Source organism: Conyzicola lurida, from assembly GCF_014204935.1.
Taxonomy (GTDB): Bacteria; Actinomycetota; Actinomycetes; order Actinomycetales; family Microbacteriaceae; genus Conyzicola; species Conyzicola lurida.
The window spans coordinates 2135500-2153113 of the sequence record NZ_JACHMJ010000001.1 but is presented as its reverse complement, the minus strand read 5'-3'; the positions used below and the strand labels follow the sequence as shown (position 1 = coordinate 2153113).

The window sequence follows — 17614 nt, the reverse complement described above, 5'->3', positions numbered from 1 at the left end:
CGTCCTTGACCGTGCCTCAACTCTGTGGCACCGAGCACAGGCTACAACGCCCGGCGGGTGAGGAGGCGCACAGCGCCGTATCGACACCACGAATCGTGGGCGGCCCTACTCAGCCACCGGTTGCCGCGCGCCGGGCACGGCGCTTCTCGCGCCAGGTCATCGCCGCGTACTCGGCCGCCTCGCGTTCGGCGGCCTCCTCGTAGGCGCGGCGGCGAGCCTCCCGGGCCTCACGCCAGCGGGCGATCTCCTCGTCGACGTCGCGCGTCGGCGTCACCACCGGGGGGCCGCCCTGCAGCTGGCGCCGCGCCTCGATCACGCGCTTGTTGAAGTCGACGAGCAGGTCGCGGATCGACTGCTCGCTCGTCGCACGCTCGAGGCGCACATCGAGTTCTGCGCTCTCGGTGCGCAGGGTCAACGCGGGCGGGCCGAGCCCGGTGATGCGCTCGCGCTCGATCTTGCGGCGGATCCACCAGTCGGGGTCGCTGATCTGCCCGAGGTCCTGGATCGGCTTGCCGGCGCCGGGCAGGTTGTCGAAGTCGCCGCGGCGCATCGCCTGCTCGATCTGGATCTCGACGTACTGCGCCCGCTGCTCCATCGTCGGCTGGCCGGCGTCGGCCGGCTCGTCCGTTTCGCCCTCGGGCTTCAGCCGGTCGACCTGATAGCGGGCGGCGCTCAGCCGTGCATCGTCCGGTTCGTTCCTGCGGGCCATGCTCCCAGCCTAGGTTTCCGGCGGGCCCCGCGCACGGCCGCGCGTGACCCTTGCGCCCCGCGGGTTGAGCCTCCATTGCGGGTTGAGCGCCCTTAGCGGGTCGAGCCTGTCGAAACCCCCATCCCTCCCTATCTGACGTTCATGATTCAGACCGAATAACGGATGCCGCGGCCGGCGCCCTCCGAAAACCACGTGATTCCGCGGCCGGTCCGGTGCGCGCGGCCGATCTGGCCTGAATCACGAACACCCTCGGCCTGAGGCGCGGAACGTGACACGCCGGAGTTGCGAAACGCGAGTCCCCGGAGGCGCGAAAGATGAGGCGTCGGAGCGGCGCGGTTAGGCTGACAACGGATCGCGAACCCGAGGAGGCGGACGGATGGCGAAAGCGCCCACCGTGTACGACGTCGCCGAGCGCGCCCAGGTGTCGATCGCGACGGTGTCCCGCGTGCTGCGCACCCCCGACGCCGTGCGCGAGCTCACCCGCGAGAAAGTGCTCGACGCCGTGCGGTACCTCGGTTATGTGCCGAGCGCGAACGCCCGCGGGCTGGCAGCGCGCCGCACGAACGTGATCGGGCTCTTCTTCCCGGGGCACGACGACCTCGACTATGCAGCGGCGGTCGACGCGCGTGGCGACGGGGGAGTGCCGGTCGTCGTCGACGACGACGACCGTGCCTCCGAGACCGAGAACCTCTACTTCGACGAGGTGCTGCGCGGCGCCGAGATCGAGGCCTGGCGCCGGGGCTTCGCGCTCATGGTCGCCGCCGGCCGCGGAGCATCGCGCGAGGCGCTCATCAACGACATCGCCGGCCGCGTCGACGGCCTCGCCGTGCTCTCCAGCACGGTGAGCGACGAGCTGCTCGCGCACGTCGCCCGGCGCATCCCCGTGGTCGTGCTCGCCGGCTCGGAACGCGACGACGGTTTCGACCACGTGAGCGCGAGCAACGGGCCGGGCATGCGCACCATGGCGGGCTACGTGCTGCAGCAGCACGGCGTGCGCGACCTCGTCTACGTCGCCGGCCCGGGGGATTCGCCCGACGACGCCGAGCGGCTCGAGGGGTTCCGCGACGCGCTGCGCGACGCGGGCGTCGACGAGGCGACCGTGCCGATCGAGCGCGGCGACTTCACGCGCGAGGGCGGGCAGCGCATCGCCGAGCGGCTGGTGCGAGGCGACAGCAGGCCTCGCGCCATCGTCTGCGCGAACGACCAGACCGCGCTCGGGGTGCTCGACGTGCTCGAACAGCACGGCATCCGGGTGCCCGAAGACGTGCTCGTCACGGGCTTCGACGGAATCACCGCGGGACGCCACTCGCGACCCCGCCTCACTACGGTGCACCAGCCCATGGTCGAGCTCGGCCGCGCCGCCGTACACGCCATCACCGCCCGGCTCGACGACCCCGGGCTCGGCCCGCAGTCGCTGACCCTCCCCGTGCGGGTCGTTCTGCGCGACAGCTGCCCGCCGGTCTAGCGGAGCGAGCCGAAACGCACGCAGGGTTGCGGTCAGAAATGTATGCGCATACAGTGGGGGAACGGTTCAGCTCAATGACGACTGAGAAAACGGTAGTAATGATGCACCCCACCCGATCGAAGCCCCTGCGCGTCCTCGCCGCGCTGGCGGTAGTGACGGCGAGCACGATGCTCGCGGCCTGCAGTATCCAGATCACCAGCGCCCCCGACCCGTCCATCCCCGACGACACCATGCTCGTCGCCGCGGACAACGGATCGCCGCTCTTCGAACGCAACTTCAACCCGTACATGGTGAACAAGCGCACCGCCGCGTTCTACATGTACGAGCCGCTGGTGATCCTCGACAACGTGACCGGCGAAGAGCACCCGTGGCTCGCGACCGGCTACGAACTCCCCGACCCGTCGACGGTCGTCTACGAGATCCGTGACGGAGTCACCTGGAGCGACGGCGAGCCCTTCACCAGTGCCGACGTGGCCTACAGCTTCCAGTTGCTGAAGGACGTACCGGCTTTCGACATCCAGGGCATCTGGGGCTACATCGAGAGCGTCGAGACCACCGAAACTACGGTCACGGTGCACCTCACCGCCCCCGACGTTCCCGCCGCGCAGCTCATCGGCACGACGCTGATCGTGCCAGAGCACATCTGGAAAGACGTCGACGACCCCGAGACCTACCGCAATCCCGACCCCGTCGGCACCGGTCCGTACACGCTCGGAAACTTCGCCGCCCAGCAGTACACGGTCGACAAGAACCCCGACTACTGGCAGGCCGACAAGGTCGCCGCCGAGCACATCATCCTGCCGGCCACGAACACGCAGCTCGACGTCGCCACCAAGGGCTACGACTGGGCGTACTCGTTCATCAGCGACGTCGACGGCACCTGGGTCGCCGCCGGCAATAAGAACACCTACTGGTTCCCGCCGGGAGGCACGATCGCGCTCTTCCCCAACCTGACCAAGGCGCCGTTCAACGACCTGAACGTGCGTAAGGGGCTCTCCGCGGCACTCGACCGCGCGGCCGTCGGCGACGCCGCGGCCGAGGGATACATGGAGCCGGCCGGCCAGACCAACATCCTCCTGCCCTTCCAGCAGGACGCGCTCGACCCGTCGATCCCCAACGCCGGACTGCTCGAGAAGGATGACGCGACGGCCCTCGAGTTCTTCGCCCAGGCCGGGTATACCCAGCAGGACGGCAAGCTCGTCGACGCCGGCGGAACCCAGCTGAGCTTCTCCATCACCACCGCTAACGGCTACAACGACTGGCTCAAGGGAGTGCAGGAGGTGCAGAAGCAGTGGGGCGCCCTCGGCATCGACGTGAAGGTCGACTCGCCCCAGCCCGCCGCGTACCAGCTCGCGCTGCGCAACGGCGAGTACGACTTCGCGATGGGCGGCACCGGCGGTACCGGGTCGATCTTCCGCGACTTCAACACGCTGCTCTCGAGCGACTTCCTCAAGCCGGTCGGCGAGGAGGCGGGCAACAACTTCGAGCGCTTCGACAGCCCCGAGGCGCAGGCGATCCTCGACCAGTACAAGGTCGCGATCGATCCGGCCGAGCAGCTCGAACTCGGCTACCAGCTGCAGCAGATCGTCTACGACCAGCTGCCCGTGCTCAGCCTCTACTACGGCGGTTCGTGGGGTCTCGTGAGCGAGGCCAAGTTCACCGGCTGGCCCAGCGAGGACGACCCGTACGCGAGCCCGAAGACCTACGAGTCGACACCCCTGCTCGTTCTCACCCATCTGAAGGCGGTCGACGATGACTAGCTCCACACTGACCAGAACACCGGATGCCACGGCGCCGGTCCCCGAGACCGGCGGCGGCCGGCGGGCGGCCGGGTTCGCCCTGCGCAAGCTCGGCCTGTTCGTGCTCACTCTCTGGGCCGCGATCACGCTGAACTTCCTGCTGCCGCGCCTCATGCCGGGGTCGCCTGCCGACGCCGCACTCGCCAAGCTGGCGCAGAACGGACCGGTCAGCAACGCGACCAAGGCCGCGATCGAGGCGCAACTCGGCGTGCCGACGGGCAACATCGTCGAGCAGTACTTCGCCTACATCGGCCAGGTGCTCACACTCGACTTCGGCGTCTCGTACACGTTCTACCCGCAGACGGTGTCGGAACTCGTGTCGACCGCCCTGCCCTACACGCTCGTGCTCGTCGGTGTCGTCACGGTCGTCGCGTTCGTGATCGGAACCCTGCTCGGCGTGCTCGCCGCGTGGAAGCGCGGAACCTGGCTCGACAGCCTGCCGACCCTCGCCGGCTCGTTCGCCAGCGCGTTCCCGTACTTCTGGACCGCGCTGCTGCTGCTGTTCTTCGCCGGCTACGTCTGGCGCCTGTTCCCCACGAGCGGCGCCTACGGCCCGACCGCGACGCCGAACCTGTCGTTCGAGTTCCTCGGCGACGCGCTCTACCACGCGTTCCTGCCGGCGTTGACGATCCTCATCACCTCGCTCGGCGGCTGGATCCTCGGTATGCGCAACACCATGATCTCGACCCTCGGCGACGACTACGTCACCTTCGCGGAGGCCAACGGCCTCAAGCCGCGGACCGTCGCACTCCGCTATGCCGCTCGAAACGCCATCCTGCCCAACCTCACGTCGTTCGGTCTCGCCCTCGGCGGCGTGGTCGGCGGCTCGATCCTGGTCGAGCGCGTGTTCGGGTACCCGGGCGTCGGCTACCTGCTGTTCAACGCGGTCACCAACCAGGACTACCCGCTGATGCAGGCGCTCTTCCTGATGATCACGGTGAGCGTGCTCGTCGCCAACTTCCTGGTCGACATTCTGTACGGCGTGCTCGACCCGCGCACGAGACGATGAGGAGCTCGACGATGACTACTCAGACCACCGCCCTTCCCGCGATCGAGAAGGCCCCGAGCCCCTGGCAGGTGTTCGCCCGCGTCGCCGCGACCATCTGGTCGAACGGCAAGGCCCGCATCGGCATTTCGATCCTCGGCCTGTTCATCCTGCTGGCGCTCTTCGCCCCGCTCATCGCCCCGTACGGAGCGAGCGAGAACGGATTCGAGCGCAGCGCCGACTCGAGCTGGGAGCACTGGCTCGGCACGACCGCCGCGGGCGAAGACGTGCTCAGCCAGCTGCTCTGGGGGTCGCAGATCAGTATCTTCGTCGGCCTCGTGGCCGGCCTGCTCTCCACGGTGATCGCCGTGCTCATCGGCCTCAGCTGGGGCTACGTGCGCGGGTTCTGGGCCGACGTGATCAACTTCGTCGTCAACCTGTTCCTCGTCATCCCCGGCCTGCCGCTGATGATCGTCATCGCCGCGTATCTCTCGGGCGGCGGCATCGGCATGATCATCATCGTCGTGGTGATCACCGGCTGGGCGTGGGGAGCGCGCGTGCTGCGCAGCCAGACGCAATCGCTGCGGTCGCGGGACTTCGTCACCGCGGCGGTGTTCAGCGGCGAGCGGCCGTTCCGCATCGTGTTCCGGGAGATCCTGCCGAACATGACCAGCCTCATCGTCGGCAACTTCTTCGGCGCGGCCACCGCCGCGATCCTCGCCGAGGCGGGCCTCGAGTACCTCGGGCTCGGCGACTCGAGCATCGTCAGCTGGGGAACCATGCTGTTCTGGGCGCAGAACTCCAACGCGCTTCTCACCGGCCAGTGGGCACTGCTTTTCGCGCCGGGCCTGTGCATCGCGTTGCTCGCGACCTCCCTCACCCTCATCAACTTCGGCGTGGACGGCATCAGCAACCCGCGCCTTCGCGAAGGAGCGAAGAAGTGACGAACGTCCAGAACAACGAGACCATCCTCGAGGTCCACGACCTCTCGGTCGACTACGGCTACGGCGACGAGGCCACCCACGCGGTGCGCAACGTCGAGCTGCGGCTGGCACGCGGCGAGTTCGTCGGCCTGGTCGGCGAGTCCGGTTCGGGCAAGTCGACCCTCGGCTTCGCGCTCACCGGGCTGAGCAAGCCGCCCGCGCACATCGAGAAGGGCCGCATCCTCTTCGGCGGCAAGGACATCGCGAGCCTGAGCCCCGAGCAGCTTCGCGAGCAACGCCACGGCGGCATCGCCATGGTGCTGCAGAGCGGCATGAACGCGCTCAACCCCGTGCGCAGCATCCGCAACCACTTCGTCGACATCTTCCGGGCCCACGGCCACGTGACGCACGACCGTTGGAACGACCGCGCGCTCGAACTCGTCGGCAAGGTCGAGCTGCCGGCCACCGTGCTCGACCGCTTCCCGGGCGAACTCTCGGGAGGCATGCGACAGCGCGTCTCCATCGCCCTCGCCCTCTCGCTCGAACCGCAGCTCATGGTGTTCGACGAACCGACGACCGCGCTCGACGTGCTCGTGCAGCACGCCGTGATGAACACGATCATCGAGCTGCAGAAGGCCGAGAACTTCACCGCGATCCTCATCAGCCACGATCTCGGCATCGTGCTCGAGTCGGCCCAGCGCGTCATGGTGATGCACGAGGGCCGCATCGTCGAGGACGCGTCGGCCCGCGACATCCTGCACAACCCGCAGAACGACTACACCCGCATGCTGCTCTCGCACTACGCCGACCCGCGCGCCGAGGTCGTCGAGCTGCCCGGCTTCGTCGACCGCAACGAGCGCGCGGCGACCGGCGCAAAGAGGGCCAGCGGCGCGACCCACCCTCCCACGGTGTCGTCGCGCGAGCAGCGCACCGACCAGAAGTCGATGGTGGTCACGGGCGTCTCCAAGGTCTACCCCGCACCGCGTCGGGGCGAGAGCCAGGTGCTCGCCGTCGACGACGTCTCGTTCACGCTCGAGCCCGGGCAGTCGCTCGCCCTCGTCGGCGCGTCGGGCAGCGGCAAGTCGACCATCGCCAAGCTCATCACCGCGGTCGAGAAGCCCTCGAGCGGATCCATCATGTTCGGCGACGTCGATGTGGCGAAGCTGCGCCGCGGCCAGTTCCGCCAGCTGCACTCGGACGTGCAGATGGTGTTCCAGGACCCGTACTCCGCGCTCAACCCGCTGCACACGGTCGAGTACACGCTGACCCGTCCGGTCGTGAACTTCACCGGGCTGCGCGGGCAGGACGCGCGCCGCCGCGTGCTCGAGCTGCTCGACACCGTCGGGCTCTCGCCGGTCGAGGAATTCGCCGCAAAACTGCCACACCAGCTGTCGGGCGGGCAGCGCCAGCGCGTCGTTATCGCCCGTGCGCTCGCCAGCAACCCGCAGATGATCATCGCCGACGAGCCGGTCTCGATGCTCGACGTCTCGTTGCGCGCCGGCGTGCTCGCGCTGCTCGAGGACCTGCGCGAACAGTGGGGCGTCTCGATGCTCTACATCACGCACGACCTGCTCTCGGCCCGCGTCGTCACCGACAACATCATGGTGCTCAACCAGGGCCGCGTCGTCGAGCGCGGCAACACCGCGGACGTGCTGCGCAACCCGACCGACGAGTACACGGTGCGTCTGCTCGACGCGATTCCGAACCCGCGCAAAGACGTCGCGTGATCTGACCCGCCCGACCGTCCACCGCAACACACAAGGAGATACACCCATGCTTACTTTCCCCGACGGCTTCCTCTGGGGCGCCGCGACGGCAGCCCACCAGATCGAGGGCAACAACGTCAACAGCAACTGGTGGGTGCACGAGAACGAGCCCGGCACGACGATCGTCGAGCCCAGCGGCGACGCCGCGGACAGCTACCACCGGTACCGCGAAGACATGAAACTGCTCGCCGACCTCGGCCTCAACTCCTACCGCTTCAGCATCGAGTGGTCGCGCATCGAGCCCGAGCGAGGGCTCGTCTCGCGCGCCTCGATCGACCACTACCGCCGCATGGTCGACGCGGCCCACGAGTTCGGCATCGAGCCGATCGTGACGCTCATGCACTTCACCGTGCCGCGCTGGTTCGAGCGCGACGGCTTCTGGCGCGCGCCCGACGCCGCCGACCTGTTCGCCCGCTACACCGAGCTCGCGCTGCCCGTGGTGGCGGAAGGCGTGAACTACGTCTGCACGATCAACGAGCCGAACATCGCCGCGATGCTCGCCGGGGGAGAGGACGCGTCGAACCTCGTCGCCTACGGTCTGCCCAAGCCCGACCTCGCCGTCGCCGACGCCCTGCTGCTCTCGCACCAGCGGTCGCGCGAGGTGCTGTCGCAGGTCTCTGGCCTCAAGACGGGCTGGACGGTTGCGACCCAGGCGTTCGAGGCGGCTCCCGAGGATGGCGCTGCCGAGAAGTTGAAGGAGATCGCCGACCCTGCCGAGAACTGGTACCTCGAGAACATCGCGGGCGATGACTTCGTCGGTGTGCAGGCCTACACGCGCAACATCGTCGGCCCCGAGGGCATCCGCCCGCCCCGCCCCGAGGTGGAGAAGACGCTGACCGAGTGGGAGTACTTCCCGCCAGCGGCCGGCATCGGCGTGCGTGCTGCGTGGGAGCTGAGCGGCCACGTGCCCGTCATGGTGACCGAGAACGGCATCGCGACGCAGGACGACCCGCGCCGCATCGACTACACCCGCGGCGCCCTCGAGGGCCTGCACGCCTGCATCGAGGACGGCATCGAGCTGCTCGGCTACCAGCACTGGTCCGCGCTCGACAACTACGAATGGGCCTCCGGCTACGCCCCCACTTTCGGCCTCATCGCCTGGGACAAGGAGACGTTCGCCCGCACCCCGAAGCCCAGCGCGTCCTGGTACGGCGAGGTGGCGCGCAACAACGGCCTGTAGCGCGGCTACCGGGTTTCGACAGGCTCAACCCACTCCAGCGGGTTGAGCCTGTCGAAACCCCTGCCGAAGCGGGTTGAGCCTGTCGAACCCCCACCTCGCCGTTCATCATTCAGGCTCGATCGCCGGATGCCGCGGCTCAACCCCGTCGAAGCCCCGACTTCTCGCGGCGCAGGCCGCACCCGCGCTCGATCCGGCCTGAATGATGAACGGGCGGTAGCCTGACCGCATGGACGGCATCCTCGAGCACGTGATTCTGCCCGTACGTCCGGGCGGCGAGCGCGAGTTCGAGGCCGCCTTTGCGATCGCGCGGCCCCTCGTCGCGGGCATGCCCGGCTTCCGTGGTCTGACCCTCAGCCGCGGCATCGAACACCCGAACCAGTACCTCATGCTGATCCAATGGGACTCCGTCGAGGCGCACGAGATCGGCTTCCGCGGCTCGCCGCAGTATCAGGAGTGGCGCGCACTGCTGCACCACTTCTACGACCCTTTCCCCACGGTCACGCACTTCGCCCCGGTGGCCCCGCAGCGAGCGGGTTGAGCTCGTCGAAACCCGACCTCGCCGTTCATCATTCAGGCTCGATCGCCGGATGCCGCGGCTCAACCCCGTCGAAGCCCCGACCTCTCGCGGCGCAGGTCGCACCCGCGCCCGATCCGACCTGAATGATGAACCAGCGCGGTAGCGTGAGCGCATGCACGGCATCCTCGAGAGACCGGCGACGCGGGCGATCGCGGCCGCCGCAGTCGCCCTGCTCGCTCTGACCGGCTGCTCGCAGTTGCCCGTTGCCGATGATGTCGAGAGCCGGGCCCGCGACGACGCCCGCGCCCGCGTCGAACAGCTCGTGAGCGACATCGCCTACGACCGCAACGACGACATCGACTTCGCTGCCCGCCGCGCGGTGCAGGCGGCGGGCGAGAACAGCCTCGTCCAGCTCATCGGCATCACGGCGACGGAGCCGGCGGCGATCGGTGACTCGTTCGGCTCCCTCGAGTTCCGAGTGCCGGAGGGGCAGACCGTCGACAACCAGGGCGTCGCGACCACGACCGGGCCGTACTGCTTCCGCGTCGGGTTCAACTACTACGGCGCCGACGAGGGTGCGCCCGAACAGTTCGACTGCCCCGCGGACGCCCCCGTCGTCACGCCGCCACCCGACACCACCGTCTACCCGACGCTCGCCGAGAACGCCCGCGAGGCCGCGCGAAACGTGCTGACCGAGATCGCGGCGAGCGGCGACACTCTCACCACCGACGAGATCGCCGCGCGCATCCGCGCGGAACTCATCCCTCCGTCATCCGCCCTGCAATCGCTCGCCGAACCGTTTGTCGCCGACGTCGACGGCCGCATCGGAGTCGCCATGCAGGACTCCAGCGACTGCGTGCTGGTGAGCCTCGTGGATGGCGCAGTGGCCGACGTCTACCCGCCGGCCGTGCTGCTGCAGCCGGGGGAGCTGGGATGTTCCCCGACCACTGCGGTGGCCGATCCCGAGCAGTTGCAGTCGCCGCACTAGCTCCAGCCCCCACCGGTAGTCTGCCGGGATGTCGATCATCACCGTCGGGCTCGTGCCACACCCCACCAAACCCGTCCACGACTCGCTCGATGTCATCCGCGCCTGGAGTGCGAAGCACGGGGTGTCGCTGCTCGCCCTCGAGAGCGACGCGCGACGGGTCGGCACGGGTGTCGAGCTCGTCGACGAGGCGACCTTGGTCGGACGCGTCGATTCGATCGTGGCGCTCGGCGGCGACGGAACCATGCTCGGTGCGATGCGGCTCACCGCGAACCGGCCGGTCCCCGTCCTCGGTGTGAACTACGGCAACCTGGGGTTCCTCGTCGAGATCGAACCCGACGAGCTCGAGGCCGCGCTCGACCGGGTCGCGAACAAGGACTTCCAGCTCGAGTCGCACCACGCGCTCGAGGTGACGCTCACGACCGCGGGCGTCGAGAACAGCTATCTCGCGTTCAACGACGTCGCGATCGCCCGCCGCCCGGGCAACGGCGTCGTTACCGCGGACCTGCGGGTCGACGCGACTCCGTACGGGTACTACAAGGCCGACGCGCTCGTCATCGCGACCTCGGCCGGGTCGACCGCCTACAACTACGCGGCCGGCGGCCCGGTGCTCTCGCCGGCGATCGCCGCCTCGGTCGTCACTCCGGTGGCCCCGATGTCGGGCATCACCCGGTCGGTCGTGCTCAGCCACCGCGAACGCATGCAGCTCACCATCGGCGAGGGCACGACCGCGGCCGCGGTCGAAATCGACGGCCGCGCCATGGCCGAGGTCACCGAGGGGGTCGAGCTGCGCATCCAGATGCGGCGCAACGCGGGAATGGTCATTCGCCTCGACGCGGGACGGCACGCGAACAAGGGCCGCATCAAGCTCAGCCTGCTCGACCTGCCGCTGCGCCGCGACCAGCTGCTCGAACTGGTGCCGTCAGAGCTGCGCGAGCGGGTGACCGGGGCGAAGTAGCGGGGTGCAGGTCTAGCCGACGAGCACAGCGACCACCGGCGTCGCCAACAGCACGAACGCCACGACGTTGCCGGCCACCGTGAGCCAGAAGACCGCGCGGAACGACCGTTTTGCCGTCTTGTGCCGCAGCGACTGCTGCGCGACGATCGCGCCCGGCCAGCCGCCGGCGAGGGCGAGCAGGTGCAGCGTGTTCTCCGAGATGCGGTGCGCGCCCCGCCCGGCGGCCCGCTTGTCGACCGCGTAGACGACGAAGACGACGACGCTGAGGCCCAGGTAGAGGCCGTGCACCCAGACCGGAAAGGGCCACTCGACCCACACCCCGACGTAGAGCGCCACGAAGGCGGCGAGCACGAGATAGCTCGGCAGGGCGGGAGCTGCCGGAGGGCGGGAGGGCATCTGCCGAGCCTAGGCGCGGCCGTCGAACTTGTCGAAGTCGCCGGGCTTGTCGAAGAGCCGTACCGTTGACGGGGTGACCGTCAACCGTAACGCCCTCCTCGCCTTCGCCGCAGACGCCCTGCTGGTCCTCGTATTCGTGCTCATCGGCCGGGCGAGCCACGACGAGAACCCGGTGCTCGGAGCGCTCGTCACCTACTGGCCGTTCCTCGTCGCGCTCGTCGTCGGCTGGCTGGGGACCCGGGCCTGGCGCGCGCCGCGCGCGGTCGTGAAGACCGGCGTGCCTGTCTGGATCGTCACGGTCGTCGGCGGCATTCTGCTGCGTCTGGCCAGCGACCAGGGTGTCCAGCTCAGCTTCGTGATCGTGACATCCGTCGTTCTCGGCATTTTTCTGGTCGGATGGCGCGGGGCAGCCGCCCTCGTCACGAGAAGCCGCCGCTCCCGCGCCGCTCGCTGAGCCCGTCGAAGCGAGAACGAGCTACGCCGGCCACACCCCGATGATGATCGACATGATCACGATCGTCACGAACTCGTGCGCGACGTTGAGCACGGTGAGCCCGGTGGGGCGTCCGTCGAACGCGTCGTGGGTGATGAAGCGTGCCGCGGTGAACCCGGCCCAGAGGATGATGGCCGTGACGAGCGAGTTCACGAAGAAGCTGCCGCCGTAGAAGTCCCACGAGATGTACGCCGAGCCTGCCAGCACCCAGGCGGTGACGAAGCTCACCAGCACGGTGATCACGATCGGCCGCACCGCATCCTTCGCCTCGCCCGTGTGCGTGATATTCGCCGCCTTCATCCAATAGGTACCGAAGACCTTCGGCGTGTACCAGATCGACCCCACAACCATGCTCGACAGAGTGGCCAGCACGACCGCGATGTAGTTGATCTCCGGAACCATGGGGGCCTCGTTTCGTGAAGTGGTGTCGGAATTGTATTCCCCGTCCGTCGGTTGTCTGAAGTGGGCGCTAGCCTCGAGTGACCACAGACGATCCTGACGAAGAGTTCCATGAGCCCCACCAGCACGACGCCGACGACGCACCGACTGCTCGCCCCGCAGTACCTGTGGACCACCATCGGCTCGATCACCCTCATCTTCCTCGGCGCTTTCGAGTCGCTCGCCGTGACCACGATCATGCCGACCGTCAGCCGCGAGCTCGACGGCCAGGCGCTGTACTCGCTCGCGTTCTCCGCCACTCTCGCCGCGAGCGTCATCGGCATGGTCGTCGCGGGCGGCTGGTCCGACCGGCGCGGACCCTCCGGACCGCTCATCGCGTCGATGGCGATCTTCGTCGTCGGCCTGGTGCTGTCGGGCACTGCCGAGAACATGTACGTCTTCATCGTCGGGCGCTTCCTGCAGGGCCTCGGTTCGGGCGCGACGATCGTGGCGCTCTACGTCGTCGTGGCGCGCATCTACCCGCCCACGCTGCACCCGCGCATGTTCGGCGCGTTCGCCACGGCCTGGGTCGTGCCGTCCCTCGTCGGCCCGCCCGTCGCCGGCGTCGTGGCCGATACCGTCGGCTGGCACTGGGTATTCCTCGGCGTCGGCGTCATCGCACTGGTCGCGGCGGGCGCGATCGTGCCCGCGTTGCTGCACCTGCGGTCCGTCTCCAACACCGCGGCAGCCGGATCCACCTGGGCCGTGCTCTGGGCGATCGTCGTCGCCGCGGGAGTGCTCGCGATCGGCCTCGGCGGAGAGAACGGCGGTGCGCTGGCCTGGCCGATCGTGGTCGTCGCGTTCGTCGTCGTGGTGCTCGCGGTGCGTCCGTTGCTACCCCGCGGAACCCTGCGGGTCAAGCGCGGACTCCCGGCCACCGTCATCCTGCGTGGCGCCGTCGCCGCACCGTTCTTCGCCACGGAGGTCTACCTGCCCTACCTGCTGCACGAGCAGTACGGCCTGCCGTCGTGGCTCGCGGGACTGATCCTCACGGTCGGCGCCGTGTCGTGGGCGACCGGCTCGACCCTGCAGGGGCGGTTGGGCGAGCGGATGTCGCATTCGACCACGGTCCGCCTCGGTGCGGCCATCGTCTTCCTCGGTATCGCGGTGCAGCTGGTCACGGCGTCCCTCGTGCTCTCGCCGATCGTCGCGGCGGCCGGCTGGCTGCTCGCGGGCGGCGGCATGGGGTTGCTCTTCCCGCGCCTGTCGACGCTCGTGCTGTCGATGTCGGACGAGACCGACCAGGGCTTCAACAGTGCGGCGATGACGATCGCCGATTCGAGTGCGTCGGCGGTGACGATCGCGTTCGCCGGGCTGGTGTTCACGGCCTTCGGCGCGGCCACGGGCAACGGGTTCGTCGCGGCGCTCGCGCTGACGACGGTTCTGGCGCTGGCTGCGATGCCGATCGCGGCGCGGGTGCGCACGCGCGCTCAGGCGGGTTGAGCCCGTCGAAACCCAAAGCGGGTTGAACTTGTCGACACCCAAAAAAGAATTTCGACGAGCTCAATCCACGAACTTACGAACGCGCGAGCAACGCCTCCAGCGCCGCCAGGGCGGGAACCTGCCCGCGCACCAACCGCCCCCGCGCGATCTCAACCGAGCACCACTCGGCGCGGTCCAGCTCGGGGAACGTCACCGACGTGCCCGACCCGCGCGGCCACTCCACGGTGACCGGAGTGCTCGACAGCTGCTCCATCTCGTCGTGGGCTCCGGCGAACACCGTCACGATTTTGCCCGACGTGTACCGGAAGTCGCCGAGGTTGGCGTAGGCGATGTCGGGCGCCGGCCGGCCGATTTCCTCGGAGAACTCGCGCAGCGCCGTGCCGAACGGATCCTCGCCCGGTTCGACGAGCCCCTTGGGGATCGACCACGCGGCGGACTGCTTGTACGCCCAGAACGGTCCGCCCATGTGGCCGATGAACACCTCGAGGGTGTCGGCAGGGGAGAGCCGGTACAGCAGGATTCCCGCGCTGTGGTCTTCGGAGACGGACATAGTTCACCCTAGATGCGCGATGGGCCCCGACCGTGCGGTCGGAGCCCATCTGTTGCGGAAAGGTTAGTTGGCGACGTCGCCGCGCCAGGAGCCGGTCTCGACCGACTCGGCCTCGATGAACTCCTTGAAGTTCTTGAGGTCCTTCTTGATCACGTGATCGTCGACACCGACGACCGCTGCGGCCTTCTCGGCGAGGCCGCTGGCCTCCCAATCGAGCTGCACGGTGACGCGCGACTCGGTGTCGCTCAGCTTGTGGAACGTGACGACACCGGCGTGGTTCTCGTCGCCGCCCACGCTGTTCCAGGCGACGCGCTCGTCGGGGTGCTGCTCGGAGATCTTGGCGTCGAACTCGCGCTCGACTCCGGCGATCTTCACCTTCCAGTGGGTGAGCGTGTCGGTCGTCTGCGTGATCGACTCGACGAAGCTCAGGAACTTCGGGAAGGTCTCGAACTGCGTCCACTGGTTGTACGCGGTCGAGACGGGGACGTTGACGTCGACGGTTTCGATGACCTGGGGCATGTCTGTGTTCCTCACTCCGCCACTCGGCGGATGTCGTGGATGTCCTTCGACGGTATTCCGCAATCCGGATGCGTGCAGGGCATGGCCAGCGGGGCGTTCGGCTGGTACCTTGCCCGCTCGTCGCGGTCGTTCCCAGCCAGCCCCTTGACCGGGCCCCCTGCCGCACCGGTACCGTCGACCCATGGCGAACATCGTGCAGAACCTTGCCCAGCAGGTCACGTCGGTCGGCGCTCGCGCCAGTTACGGTGACCCGGTCAGTATCGACGGAGTGGAGATCGTGCCGGTGTCGCTGGTCTGGTTCGGCTTCGGCGGCGGCAGCGACAACGTCGAGAACGGCGGAGGCGGCGGGGGAGGTGCGAGCATCCCGATCGGCGCCTACGTGCGCGGCCCGGCCGGCGCGACTTTCAAGCCGAACCCCACAGCCGTGCTCGCCGTGCTGACCCCGATCGCGTGGGCCGCGAGCTGGGCCATCGCCGCGGTCGCTCTCGGCACCAACCGCCGTCGCCGCCACTGAGCGAACCTCCGAATCCCGACAGAATTCGGCATTTCGGGTATGGATGTCGCAGGTGCGGCGTTGACTGTGGCGCGTGCCGCCACGGTTCCACAAGCTAAGGAGAACGACCCGATGAACGCAGTACCCACGATCACTCTGAACAACGGCACGGAGATCCCCCAGCTCGGCTTCGGCGTCTTCCAGGTCCCGCCAGAGGACACCAAGAAGGCGACCCTCGAGGCGCTCGAGGTCGGCTACCGCCACATCGACACCGCCCAGATGTACGGAAACGAGCAGGGCGTCGGCGAAGCAGTCGCGGAGTCCGGTCTGGCTCGCGAAGAGATCTTCGTGACCAGCAAGCTCAACAACGGCTTCCACGCCCGCGAAGACGCACTGAAGGCATTCGACCGCAGCCTCGAGACCCTCGGCTTCGAGTACCTCGACCTGTTCCTCATCCACTGGCCGCTGCCCGCGGTCGGCGACTACGTCGAGACCTGGAAGGCGCTCGAAGAGATCAAGGCGTCCGGACGCGTCGAGGCGATCGGTGTCTCCAACTTCCAGCCGGCCCACCTGCAGCGCCTCTTCGACGAGACCGAGACGGTCCCCGCCGTCAACCAGATCGAGGTACACCCCTACCTGACCAACGAGGTCGCCCGCGCCTTCAACACCGAGCACGGCATCATCACCGAGGCCTGGTCGCCGATCGCCCAGGGCGGCGTCTTGAAGGATCCCGTCATCCAGGCCATCGCCGACCGCGTCGGCCGCACCACAGCGCAGGTCACCCTGCGCTGGCACCTGCAGCGGGGCGACATCATCTTCCCGAAGTCGGTCACCCGCAGCCGCGTCGAAGAGAACTTCGCGCTGTTCGACTTCGAGCTGACCGCCGACGATCTGACCGCGATCGCCGGACTCAACCGCGACGAGCGCACCGGGCCGAACCCCGACGAGTTCAACTGGATCCCGTAAGTCGGGCCCCGCGTCATCCGCCCCTCGTCTGAAAAGGCGAGGGGCGCCTGCGTTAAGTCATAGCTCAGGCACAGGAATACCCCAGAGAGCCTCGGCTACCGTCGGAGAATGGCCATCGCGAACTCTGACGGATCCGCCCTGACCGGTTTTGCCGACTGGGCGGTGAGCGTGATGGAAACGCTCGGCGCTCCCGGCGCGGGCCTCGTCATCGCGATCGAGAACCTCTTCCCGCCGCTGCCGAGCGAGGTGATCCTGCCGCTCGCCGGATTCACCGCGAGCCGCGGCAGCTTCAGCCTGATCGAAGCCATAGCGTTCACGACCATCGGCTCCGTCGTCGGCGCACTCGTTCTCTACGCGCTTGGCGCGTGGCTCGGCCGCGGGCCGATCCGCGCGCTGGTCGGCAAGCTGCCCCTCATGGACGTCGAGGACTTCGACCGTACCGAAGTCTGGTTCAACCGCCACGGCACCAAAGCGGTGTTCTTCGGGCGCATGGTGCCGCTGTTCCGCAGCTTCATCTCGCTGCCCGCGGGCGTCGAACGCATGCCGGTGCTGAAGTTCACGGCGCTCACCGCAGCGGGCAGCCTCATCTGGAACTCGATCTTCGTCGTCGCCGGGTTCTACCTCGGCGAGAACTGGCACATCGTCGAGGAGTACGCGGGAATCTTCCAGAAGGTCGTGATCGCCGTCGTCATCGCGCTGGTCGTCTGGTTCCTGACGACCCGCATCCGTTCGATCCGCAGGAAGCGCTCAGAAGCCGTCGAAGCCGATTGAGCCCTTAGAGCGGATTGAGCCTGTCGAAATCCCCGCGCGGGGCTCCGACAAGCTCAAACCAACCTGTTCGAACGAGAACTATTCCGTCTCGTCGGCTTCTTCGTCCTCTTCGGGATTGAAGTTGCTCTCTTCACCGAGAGTCACTGCGATTCCGTCGTCGGACGGCGGGATCGTGCCCTCGTCGCCGAGGCCGTCTTCTTTTTTCTTGTCGACCATGGTGGTACTCCTTCTGGATCGCCTCCGAGTTTATCCGTCCGC

20 protein-coding genes are annotated in these 17614 nt (G+C 68.2%); 14 read left to right on the top strand and 6 right to left on the bottom strand.

The window, feature by feature from the left end:
• Window positions 1-109 precede the first annotated feature (109 nt).
• Window positions 110-709, bottom strand: a complete 600-nt coding sequence (locus tag HD599_RS10485; RefSeq protein WP_184237058.1) for a DnaJ family domain-containing protein — start codon at window positions 707-709, stop codon at window positions 110-112.
• Window positions 710-1085: 376 nt separating this feature from the next.
• On the opposite strand from HD599_RS10485, the gene HD599_RS10480 reads away from it, so the two are divergent.
• The 9 genes from HD599_RS10480 to HD599_RS10440 all read left to right on the top strand — a co-directional run bounded on the left by HD599_RS10480 (window position 1086) and on the right by HD599_RS10440 (window position 11287).
• Window positions 1086-2174 carry a LacI family DNA-binding transcriptional regulator gene (locus HD599_RS10480; RefSeq protein WP_184237055.1) on the top strand — a complete coding sequence of 363 codons (1089 nt, stop codon included), beginning with the start codon at window positions 1086-1088 and terminating at the stop codon, window positions 2172-2174.
• A 74-nt stretch (window positions 2175-2248) separates the two neighbouring features.
• Window positions 2249-3934 carry an ABC transporter substrate-binding protein gene (locus HD599_RS10475; RefSeq protein WP_246376166.1) on the top strand — a complete coding sequence of 562 codons (1686 nt, stop codon included), beginning with the start codon at window positions 2249-2251 and terminating at the stop codon, window positions 3932-3934.
• A complete protein-coding gene (locus tag HD599_RS10470; RefSeq protein WP_184237052.1) occupies window positions 3927-4982 on the top strand; it encodes an ABC transporter permease in 1056 nt (351 codons plus the stop codon). Before HD599_RS10475 ends, HD599_RS10470 begins: the two co-directional genes overlap by 8 nt.
• 11 nt (window positions 4983-4993) lie before the next feature.
• Window positions 4994-5902 (top strand): ABC transporter permease, encoded by a 909-nt coding sequence (locus HD599_RS10465; RefSeq protein WP_246376164.1) that lies wholly within the window; start codon window positions 4994-4996, stop codon window positions 5900-5902.
• Entirely contained in the window at window positions 5899-7608 is a 1710-nt protein-coding gene (locus tag HD599_RS18335; RefSeq protein ID WP_184237046.1) for a dipeptide ABC transporter ATP-binding protein, read from the top strand. The genes HD599_RS10465 and HD599_RS18335 overlap by 4 nt, the downstream gene beginning before the upstream one ends.
• 46 nt (window positions 7609-7654) lie before the next feature.
• Entirely contained in the window at window positions 7655-8827 is a 1173-nt protein-coding gene (locus HD599_RS10455) for a glycoside hydrolase family 1 protein (protein ID WP_184237043.1), read from the top strand.
• A gap of 226 nt (window positions 8828-9053) precedes the next feature.
• Window positions 9054-9365 (top strand): antibiotic biosynthesis monooxygenase family protein, encoded by a 312-nt coding sequence (locus HD599_RS10450; protein WP_184237040.1) that lies wholly within the window; start codon window positions 9054-9056, stop codon window positions 9363-9365.
• Window positions 9366-9516: 151 nt separating this feature from the next.
• Window positions 9517-10332: a hypothetical protein gene (locus HD599_RS10445; RefSeq protein WP_184237037.1), complete on the top strand. Its 816-nt coding sequence runs from the start codon at window positions 9517-9519 to the stop codon at window positions 10330-10332.
• A gap of 28 nt (window positions 10333-10360) precedes the next feature.
• A complete protein-coding gene (locus tag HD599_RS10440) occupies window positions 10361-11287 on the top strand; it encodes an NAD(+)/NADH kinase (RefSeq protein ID WP_184237035.1) in 927 nt (308 codons plus the stop codon).
• 12 nt (window positions 11288-11299) lie between these two features.
• Here HD599_RS10440 and HD599_RS10435 read toward each other — a convergent pair whose 3' ends face one another.
• Window positions 11300-11683, bottom strand: coding sequence for a DUF1294 domain-containing protein (locus HD599_RS10435; RefSeq protein ID WP_184237032.1), 384 nt, complete (start codon window positions 11681-11683; stop codon window positions 11300-11302).
• A gap of 73 nt (window positions 11684-11756) precedes the next feature.
• On the opposite strand from HD599_RS10435, the gene HD599_RS10430 reads away from it, so the two are divergent.
• Complete coding sequence (locus HD599_RS10430) at window positions 11757-12137, top strand: DUF3054 family protein (RefSeq protein ID WP_184237029.1); 381 nt, start codon at window positions 11757-11759, stop codon at window positions 12135-12137.
• Between the two features lie 21 nt (window positions 12138-12158).
• Here HD599_RS10430 and HD599_RS10425 read toward each other — a convergent pair whose 3' ends face one another.
• Window positions 12159-12578 carry a DUF1761 domain-containing protein gene (locus HD599_RS10425; RefSeq protein ID WP_184237026.1) on the bottom strand — a complete coding sequence of 140 codons (420 nt, stop codon included), beginning with the start codon at window positions 12576-12578 and terminating at the stop codon, window positions 12159-12161.
• Window positions 12579-12686: 108 nt separating this feature from the next.
• On the opposite strand from HD599_RS10425, the gene HD599_RS10420 reads away from it, so the two are divergent.
• Window positions 12687-14057 carry an MFS transporter gene (locus tag HD599_RS10420; protein WP_184237023.1) on the top strand — a complete coding sequence of 457 codons (1371 nt, stop codon included), beginning with the start codon at window positions 12687-12689 and terminating at the stop codon, window positions 14055-14057.
• A gap of 73 nt (window positions 14058-14130) precedes the next feature.
• Here HD599_RS10420 and HD599_RS10415 read toward each other — a convergent pair whose 3' ends face one another.
• Window positions 14131-14607 (bottom strand): NUDIX domain-containing protein, encoded by a 477-nt coding sequence (locus HD599_RS10415; protein ID WP_184237020.1) that lies wholly within the window; start codon window positions 14605-14607, stop codon window positions 14131-14133.
• A 63-nt stretch (window positions 14608-14670) separates the two neighbouring features.
• Window positions 14671-15126, bottom strand: a complete 456-nt coding sequence (locus tag HD599_RS10410) for an SRPBCC family protein (RefSeq protein WP_184237017.1) — start codon at window positions 15124-15126, stop codon at window positions 14671-14673.
• Between the two features lie 181 nt (window positions 15127-15307).
• Here HD599_RS10410 and HD599_RS10405 point away from each other — a divergent pair, with 181 nt between their 5' ends.
• The 3 genes from HD599_RS10405 to HD599_RS10395 all read left to right on the top strand — a co-directional run bounded on the left by HD599_RS10405 (window position 15308) and on the right by HD599_RS10395 (window position 17356).
• Window positions 15308-15640: a hypothetical protein gene (locus HD599_RS10405; protein WP_184237014.1), complete on the top strand. Its 333-nt coding sequence runs from the start codon at window positions 15308-15310 to the stop codon at window positions 15638-15640.
• 111 nt (window positions 15641-15751) lie between these two features.
• On the top strand, window positions 15752-16585 hold the full coding sequence (locus HD599_RS10400; RefSeq protein WP_184237011.1) for an aldo/keto reductase: 834 nt from the start codon (window positions 15752-15754) through the stop codon (window positions 16583-16585).
• A 108-nt stretch (window positions 16586-16693) separates the two neighbouring features.
• On the top strand, window positions 16694-17356 hold the full coding sequence (locus HD599_RS10395; protein WP_184237008.1) for a DedA family protein: 663 nt from the start codon (window positions 16694-16696) through the stop codon (window positions 17354-17356).
• A gap of 78 nt (window positions 17357-17434) precedes the next feature.
• Here HD599_RS10395 and HD599_RS10390 read toward each other — a convergent pair whose 3' ends face one another.
• Window positions 17435-17572, bottom strand: coding sequence for a hypothetical protein (locus HD599_RS10390; protein ID WP_184237005.1), 138 nt, complete (start codon window positions 17570-17572; stop codon window positions 17435-17437).
• Between the last annotated feature and the right edge of the window lie 42 nt (window positions 17573-17614).